The following is an 8,381-nucleotide window of genomic DNA, read 5'->3' on the forward strand; positions in this document are numbered from 1 at the left end:
CGGCTCATCTCAAAAGCTACGCAGTCGGTCGCGTAGGCGCGAGGCTCCCGAAGGGTTTTTACGGGAGATTGACAGAGCCTTTACAGTTCGGACCCTCGGAAAGAACAACGAAGCCCTGGATGCACTCGGCCGACCCAAGGACGCCCTCGGCCAGGAGCGACGCTAAACCGTGTTGTCTACTTGCTCTGCAGTCGGCCTCATTCCCGATACAGTTGGTGCCCGTGAGCACAACAGCCCCACCTGTGCTGACCGTGCGGTATGACGCATCGGAGCGCACCTTCGCTGCAGGCAACGACGTCGTCATCGGCCGTGACCTGCGGGCCGACGTTCGCGTCGGGCACCCGCTCATCTCCCGAGCGCACCTGATCGTGCGATTCGACCAGGGCCGATGGGTTGCGATCGACAACGGCAGCCTCAACGGGATGTACGTCAACAACCGGCGCGTGCCTTACGTCGACATCCAGGACGGCCAGCGGATCAACATCGGCAACCCCGACGGTCCGGCGCTGACCTTCGAGGTCGGTCGTCACCGGGGCTCGGCCGGGCGGCCGCCGCAAACGACGTCGATACCCCTGGCCACCGCGACCGGTTCACACACCGTGTCGCCGCACGTGGACCCGTCTCGGCCCGGACAGCCCCAGCATTCAGTGCCGACAACGCGGATGCCTCCCGTGTACCCGCCGAGTGGCCCGCAGCCGGCTCACCTGCCCAGTGGGCCACACACGCGATACCCGCCCAGTGGGTCGCAACCCATTGGGGTGCCCCAGCAGGCGCCGCACATCTACCGGCCACCGGCTCCCGCAGGGGGGCCCGCGGCGCCGGTGGGCGCGCGCCCCGGCGGTGATTTGGCGACGTCGATGATGAAGATCCTGCGGCCGGGTCGGGCGCCGGGGGCGGAGACGCCGGGGGCCATCAAGGTCGGCCGCGCCAACGACAACGACATCGTCATTCCCGATGTGCTGGCCGGCCGGCACCACGCCAGCCTGGTGCCGACGCCGAACGGCACCGAGATCGTGGACAACCGCAGCATCAACGGCACCTTTGTCAACGGCACCCGCGTCGAACAGGCGCTGCTGCACGAAGGCGACGTCGTCACGATCGGCAACGTGGACCTCATCTTCTCCGGCGGCACGTTGGTACGGCGTCAGGAGACCGCGGCGGCGACGGGCACGGGTGGCCTCGATGTGCGTGGGGTGGCGTGGACGATCGACAACAGGAAGCTGCTGGACGACATCTCGCTGATCGCGCGGCCCGGAATGCTGACGGCCGTCATCGGTCCGTCGGGTGCGGGCAAGTCGACCTTCGCCAGGCTGGTGGCCGGGTACACCCAACCGAGCGCCGGAACGGTGGTGTTCGAGGGCCACAACATTCACGCCGAGTACGCCTCGCTGCGCAGCAGGATCGGCATGGTGCCGCAGGACGACGTGGTGCACGGTCAGCTGACCGTCAAGCAGGCGCTGATGTATGCCGCCGAACTGCGGTTGCCACCCGACACCACCAAGGCCGACCGCGAAGCGGTGGTCGCCCGGGTGCTCGAGGAACTGGAGATGACCCAGCACCTCGAGAAACGGGTCGACAAGCTCTCCGGCGGCCAGCGCAAGCGCGCATCGGTGGCGCTGGAGCTGCTCACCGGGCCGTCGCTGCTCATCCTCGATGAGCCGACATCCGGTCTGGACCCCGCGCTGGACCGGCAGGTCATGACCATGCTGCGACAGCTGGCCGACGCCGGGCGCGTGGTGCTCGTGGTCACCCACTCCCTGACCTACCTGGATGTTTGCGATCAGGTGCTGCTCCTGGCCCCCGGCGGCAAGACCGCGTTTTGCGGGCCGCCGAGCCAGATCGGCCCGGCGATGGGGACGACGAACTGGGCCGACATCTTCAGCTCGGTTGCCGACGACCCGGAGGCGGCCAAGGCCCGGTACCTGGCGCGCACGGGTCCGCCGCCGCCGACGCCTCCGGTGGAAGAGCCCGCCGAGCTGGGCGAGCCAACGCACACCAGCTTGTTCCGGCAGTTCTCCACCATCGCCAGACGACAGGTCCGGTTGATCGTGTCCGACCGGGGCTATTTCATCTTCCTTGCGCTGCTGCCGTTCATCATGGGATCGCTGTCGATGTCGGTGCCCGGCGATGTCGGCTTCGGCAAGCCCAACCCAATGGGTGCCGCGCCCACCGAACCGGGGCAGATCTTGGTGCTGCTCAACGTCGGTGCGGTCTTCATGGGGACCGCGCTCACCATCCGCGATCTGATCGGTGAGCGCGCCATCTTTCTCCGAGAACAGGCGGTTGGCCTGTCCACCACCGCGTATCTGCTGGCAAAAGTGTGCGTCTACACCGTCTTTGCGATCGTTCAGTCGGCGATCGTGACGGCCATCGCGATAATCGGCAAGGGCGGCCCGACACAGGGCGCCGTCGCGCTCGGCAAGCCCGGTTTCGAGCTGTTCGTCGACATCGCCGCCACTTGTGTCGCCTCGGCGATGCTGGGGTTGGCACTGTCCGCGATCGCCAAGTCCAACGAACAGATCATGCCCCTGCTCGTGGTGGCGGTCATGTCTCAGCTGGTGTTCTCCGGCGGCATGATTCCCGTCACCGCCCGCGTCGGGCTGGACCAAATGTCCTGGGCCACACCGGCGAGATGGGGTTTCGCCGCGTCAGCCTCCACCATCGACCTGCTCACCCTGCAGGCTCAAGTCCCGTCAGTTCCGCACGACTCGCACTGGCGTCACACACCCGCCGCCTGGTGGTTCGACATGGCGATGCTGGCCTTCATCAGCATCTGCTACCTCGGCTTCGTGCGCTGGAAGATCCGCCTCAAGGGCGGCTAGCACCGGGCGACCCTAAGCGATCGGTGATCGGGGTCTGCTGCGCGCCACCAGGACCGCGATACCGGCCGCGCCGAACACGAGGTCGCCGACGATTTCCAGGATCGCTGTCACCCAGGAAAACCAGGTCACAGCCTCGACCGGCGCGGCATCGAGGAAACTGTCGCTGAACGCGCCCCAGGTCGGCAGCAGGTGCGCGGCGGTGAACCCCACGGCGCTGGCGAATCCGACGAGGATCGCTGCGTGGGAGGCCCACCGGCTGCCTCGAAAGACCAGGACGACGGCTATCACTGCCACGACGCCCTGAATCATCCCGGCGGTGAACACTGCCGGGGGAACGACGTCCATCCCTCTGCGCAGGTGATCCGCGGTCTGCACGGACAGAGCCACCGCAAAAAAGACTGCGGCCCAACGTAACCGGAGATCCCAGCCGGATCGGCCCTCAATGTGTCTCTCGGTCATCTCAGCGGCCCCCTCTCGTGGCCCGACCAATCCACAACTACTACGCAATGTAGTACTTGGTAGTAGTTGTGTACAGGGCGTGAGCCAAATCAGGATCGGCCTAGCCGTCAGCCACGCTAGACGGTCGTCTAGTTGTAGATGTTTGCGCTGCGGAAACTATGGGCACGTCCACAGAAGGCGCGTGCAGCGTGAACATTCGATACCCAAACAGATCTCAAGGTCGGTTTGGCGAACGCGTGTGCATATAGATATTTCAATGGCACAACGGTATTTAGTTGCATCACAACCATATTCAATAGCGCATTTGACGTCAGTATACAGTTGTATACCATAAAGTCATGGCGGAACGTGGCGCACAACCCCAAGTCCCGCGCGGTCGTCGACTGTTTCTGCGGGCGGTGCGGCGGCTGTTCAGCCCGCTGCAGCCCGACGATTACCTTGAGATGATCAACCCGCTCTGGACGACGAAGGAGCTGCGCGGGAAGGTCGAACGGGTCGAGCAGCAGGGCTCGGAAGCGGCGAGCATTCTGATTCGGCCGGGGTATGAATGGCCGGGCCACAAGCCGGGCCAATACGTTCGGCTCGGTGTGGTGATCGACGGCGTTTACCACTGGCGCGCATACTCGCTGACCTCGGATCCGTCGCCGGAAGACGGTCTGATCAGCGTGACGCCCAAGAAGGTGGACAGCGGCGTCGTGTCGCCGTACCTGGTCCAGAAGATCCAGCCCGGCGACTTGGTGCGGCTCGGCGAAATCGAGGGCGTGTTCACGCTGCCTGAACCGCTGCCGGCCAAGATGCTGTTCATCAGCGCCGGCAGCGGCATCACGCCGATCATGAGCATGCTGCGCAGCCTCGCTCATCGCGGCGAACTCGGCCCACAAAGATGCGATGCGCTGGTCATCCATTCCGCTCGCACCCGCGAGCAGGTCATGTTCTTGTCCGTCCTCGAAGACCTCGATCGCGATCACGATGGAATGCGGCTCGATTTGCGGCTGACGTCCGAGCGTGACCGACTGTCGCCAAGTGACCTGGACGAGGTCTGTCCGGACTGGCGCGATCGTGATGCGTTCTGTTCCGGTCCAGAGGAAATGCTCGACGCGTTGGTCGAGCATTGGGAAAACAACGGCGATCGAGATCGCCTGCACTTCGAACGGTTCCAGCCGAAGATCGGTGGTGACGCCGGTGCGGGCGAAGGCGGCGAAGTCAGCTTCCTCGACAGCGAGAAGACTGTCGAATGCGACGGCGGCACTTCGATTTTGGAGTCCGGCGAGAAGGCAGGCCTAGATCTTGCATACGGCTGTCGAATTGGAATCTGCCACACGTGCGTAGGGACGCTGAAATCGGGCAAGCTGCGTGATCTGCGTTCCGGTGACATCAGTGAACCCACCGGACAGGACGTGCGGATCTGTATCAACGCCGCCGAAGGCGACGTCGAACTCGAACTTTGATCGAAAGGAACCGCAGTGACTTCTACTCTGCAACGCCCCGAACACCCGTTCGCCCACCTGGGGGAACAGGAACGGGAGAAACTTGGGAAAGAACTGGACGCGATTCACGACGAGGTGTTCGCCGACCTCGGCGAGCGCGACCGCCGTTACATCAAGTCGGTGATTTCGGTAGAGCGACAGATTGTGGTGGTCGGCCGTGTGCTGCTACTGGGCTCGCGATCCAAAGCCGCATGGGTGCTGGGCACCGCATGTCTAGGTATGGCCAAGATCTTGGAGAACATGGAGATCGGCCACAACGTGATGCATGGCCAATGGGATTGGATGAATGATCCCGATATTCATTCCTCGGTGTGGGACTGGGACACCGCTTCGAGCGCAGAGGCCTGGAAGCATTCGCACAATTTCATCCATCACACCTTTACGAATATTCGGCGCAAGGACAAGGATCTCGGCTACGAGATCATGCGGATCGATCCGAATCAGAAGTGGCACCCGGCCTATCTGGCGCAACCGTTCTACAACATGCTGCTCACGGCACTGTTCGAGTGGGGTGTGGCAGTGCACGACATGGACATCGAGGCCATCCGAGCCGGAGAGAAGCCATGGTCGGAGGTGCGAAAGGATCTGAAAAGCATCGGCGTCAAGGCGCGTTCACAGATCATCAAGGACTACATCGGTTGGCCGCTGATCAGCGCCGGCGCGTTCGCATTGGTACAGCTCGCTTTGCGAGGGCGGCTCGGTCAGCCGGCGGAGTCTCGTATCGGCAGGCGACTCCGGAAGATATCGGGCAAGGGGCGGACCGGCGCTGCGGCGACCTTTCTCGACCGGGTGTTGCCCGGCGTGGAAAGCACATTCCTGCGCACGTTGGCGGCCGATGCATTGGCCAACGTCATCCGCAACGTGTGGTCGCACGCCATCATTTTCTGCGGGCATTTTCCCGACCAGACCTACACTTTCAGCCAGGACGAAGTCGAGGACGAGACGCGCGGGGAGTGGTATCTGCGCCAGTTGGTCGGCGCGGCCAACATCGAGGGCAGCCCGCTGTTCCATGTGATCAGCGGCAACCTGGGTTATCAAGTGGAGCACCACCTGTATCCGGATATGCCAAGCAGTCGGTACTCGGAGATCGCTCCGAAGATCAAGGACATCTGCGAGCGCTACGAGCTGCCGTATAACTCCGGGCGCTTCTCGAAGCAGTGGTTTGCGGTGCACCGCACCATCTTCCGATTGGCATTCCCTGGCGGGCAGCCCCGGCCGAAGCCGGGGCCGTACCACAGCGAGGAGCGGCACGTCGAGCCACGAGACGCGAGTGAAGCGCACCGGTTCCGTGAGCGCGTGCCGGCCGAACACCCGGCCGCGGGCGCGGAGCACGACTCCGGCGGCGTCGAGGTGCACCCCCCGGGGCGCGGAAACGACTGACGTAACTCAACCGGTTCCGGCGGGATCGGGGGCAGGTTCAGGCGCTTCGCCGAACCGGGCCAGCACCAGCGTTGCGGATACTGCTACGACGAATCCCGCGATAACCAGCCATCCGAAGCCGGGGCGGGCGCGGTCACCCAGCCACACCACGCCGACGAGCGCGGGCGCGATCGTCTCGCCGACAACCATGGCGGCCACGGTTGTGGTCACAGACCCGCGTTGTAATGCGGAGGTGAGCAAGAGAAACCCCGCCGCCCCGCCCGCGGCTGCCGCGTACAGGGCCGGGTTGGTGTAGAAGGCGCGTTTGGTGGGGTCGATCTCGTCGAGCAGGCGCACACCGATTTCGACGACTCCGAAGCCGGTTCCGGATCCGAGGCCGAGGGCAAGTGCGCGCTCTCGCTCGGGCAATCGGCCCGCGGCGGCACCGGCGATGAAGATTGCGGCGACCACGCCTACCAGCGCCCAGCCCAGACCCGCTGGGGCGCGCCGAAAGTGCGCAGGCCCTGCGGCGCAAGCGAGTACGAACAGGCTCACGCAGACCACGCCGACGGCCGTCCACTCGGCCGACGAGAGCCGCGCGGACAGCAACCACGCGGACACGATGCCGGTGACCGCGATCGAGGCGGCCAGCGCCGCGGCGACAACGTAGATCGGCACCAGGCGCAGCGCCGCTACCTGGAGCAGAAAGCCGAGGCCGTCAAGACCAATGCCGGCGAGGTAGCGCCACTGCCTGCTGGCGCGAACCAGCAGCGCGGGGTCGATGCCCGCGCCGCTGCCGGCTTCCACCGATCGTGTCGCGACAGCCTGCAATACCGAGGCGCTGCCGTAGCACACCGAGCAACCCAGAGCGAGCAGGAAGCCGATCAGCACAGACCGACAATACGAGATATCAAGCGCGTCGCGCTGGCTGCGGAGCCTTTGGGTTTACGAGTCCGTCAAACGGTCCAGGGTTAGCCCTGTGCTAGCTCGGATTAGGGGCCGGTGAGCGTAAGCCCGGAAACTTCTATGTTGTTCTAACGCCAGCAGCTACGGGTCTTCGTCGTCGCCGGGCGCCAGGAGTTTCTCCGGATGGTGGTAGGTGTTGATGCGGGGTTGCCCGTAATCCAGGTGCGGCGGCGGTATCCATTCGGTGTCGCCTTTGGCGTTGGTGCGGGTGGTCCAGCCTTTTTCGGCGAGCCGGTTGTGCGGTCCGCAGGCCAGGGTGAGTTCGTTGATGTGGGTGCGGCGGGTCCTGGTCCATCCTTGGACGTGGTGGACCTGGCTGTGGTAGGCCGGGGCGTCGCAGCCCGGCTTCGTACACCCACGGTCCTTGGCGTAGAGCATGATGCGCTGCGCCGGGGACGCCAGACGTTTCGTGTGATACAAGGCTAGAGGCTTGCCATTGTCGAAGATGGCCAGGTAATGGTGGGCGTGGCTGGCCCAGCGGATCACATCCGCCATCGGCACCAGGGTGCCGCCACCGGTCAGACCCTTTCCGGCGGCGGCCTCCAGATCCTTTAACGTCGTGGTCACCACGATCGACACGGGGAGCCCGTTGTGCTGGCCCAGCTCGCCCGAGGCGAACAGGCCGCGCAATCCGGCGAGAAACCCGTCATGGTTGCGCTGGGCTTCGCATCGGTGATCGCGGCGCACCGCATCCGCATCGGGTGTCGCATCGACCACCGGTGTTTCGTCGTCGGGGTTGCACGCCCCGGGGGCGGCCAGTTTGGCCAGCATGGCCTCGATGGCGGCGCGCAACTCCGGGGTCACCAGGCCGCTGAGGCGTGACATGCCGTCGAATTCCTGCTTGCCCAACATGATGCCGCGCTTACGCGCCCGCTCCTGGTCGCTGAATTCGCCATCGGGGTGCAGCCAGTCCATGATCCGCTGGGCGTATTTGGCCAACTCATCGGGGCGATACCCGCCGGCCTTGCCGGCCAGGTCGGCTTCGGCGGCCTCCCGGGTACACACGTCGACCTCAACGGGCAGATGGGCGAAAAAGCTGCGGATCACCGCCACATGCCCATCCCCGATCAGACCGTCACGTTGGGCGGTCGCGGTCGCGGCCAACTGCGGCGCCAACGGCTCACCGGTCAACGCCCAACGTTGCCCAAGATCGCCGGCTTCAGCGATACGCCGGCCGGCCTCAGCCTTGGTGACACGCAACCTATCGGCCAACGCCGAACACAGCGTGGCGCCCAACTCCTCCTCGCCCGCCTGCGCGTCGAGCTGGTTGATCAATGTGTGGCCGGGG

The 8,381-nt window shown here is 64.9% G+C and carries 6 protein-coding genes; 3 read left to right on the forward strand and 3 right to left on the reverse strand.

Annotation, left to right across the window (positions count from 1 at the left end):
- Nucleotides 1-212 precede the first annotated feature (212 nt).
- Entirely contained in the window at nucleotides 213-2,822 is a 2,610-nt protein-coding gene (locus tag ACLP9N_RS11480; RefSeq protein WP_442407520.1) for an FHA domain-containing protein, read from the forward strand.
- A 12-nt stretch (nucleotides 2,823-2,834) separates the two neighbouring features.
- On the opposite strand, the gene ACLP9N_RS11485 is transcribed toward ACLP9N_RS11480, so the two are convergent.
- Nucleotides 2,835-3,281: a hypothetical protein gene (locus ACLP9N_RS11485; RefSeq protein WP_442407521.1), complete on the reverse strand. Its 447-nt coding sequence runs from the start codon at nucleotides 3,279-3,281 to the stop codon at nucleotides 2,835-2,837.
- Nucleotides 3,282-3,619: 338 nt separating this feature from the next.
- Here ACLP9N_RS11485 and ACLP9N_RS11490 point away from each other — a divergent pair, with 338 nt between their 5' ends.
- Together ACLP9N_RS11490 and ACLP9N_RS11495 are read left to right on the forward strand one after the other, a co-directional pair.
- Complete coding sequence (locus ACLP9N_RS11490; protein WP_442407522.1) at nucleotides 3,620-4,729, forward strand: ferredoxin reductase; 1,110 nt, start codon at nucleotides 3,620-3,622, stop codon at nucleotides 4,727-4,729.
- Between the two features lie 15 nt (nucleotides 4,730-4,744).
- Nucleotides 4,745-6,148, forward strand: coding sequence for a fatty acid desaturase family protein (locus tag ACLP9N_RS11495; protein WP_442407523.1), 1,404 nt, complete (start codon nucleotides 4,745-4,747; stop codon nucleotides 6,146-6,148).
- Between the two features lie 6 nt (nucleotides 6,149-6,154).
- Here the strand turns inward: ACLP9N_RS11495 and ACLP9N_RS11500 are convergent, their stop codons facing one another.
- Both ACLP9N_RS11500 and ACLP9N_RS11505 read right to left on the reverse strand, forming a co-directional pair.
- Nucleotides 6,155-7,018, reverse strand: coding sequence for a DMT family transporter (locus ACLP9N_RS11500; RefSeq protein WP_442407524.1), 864 nt, complete (start codon nucleotides 7,016-7,018; stop codon nucleotides 6,155-6,157).
- 156 nt (nucleotides 7,019-7,174) lie between these two features.
- The coding region (locus ACLP9N_RS11505) for an HNH endonuclease signature motif containing protein (protein WP_442407525.1) at nucleotides 7,175-8,381 on the reverse strand (1,207 nt) is incomplete at its 5' end.

Source organism: Mycobacterium sp., from assembly GCF_052144515.1.
GTDB lineage: Bacteria > Actinomycetota > Actinomycetes > Mycobacteriales > Mycobacteriaceae > Mycobacterium.

Coding starts and splice junctions, on each gene's coding strand:
- ACLP9N_RS11485 (WP_442407521.1), bottom strand. CDS start 3,281: ATGACCGAGAGACACATTGAGGGCCGATCCGGCTGGGATCTCCGGTTA.
- ACLP9N_RS11490 (WP_442407522.1), top strand. CDS start 3,620: ATGGCGGAACGTGGCGCACAACCCCAAGTCCCGCGCGGTCGTCGACTG.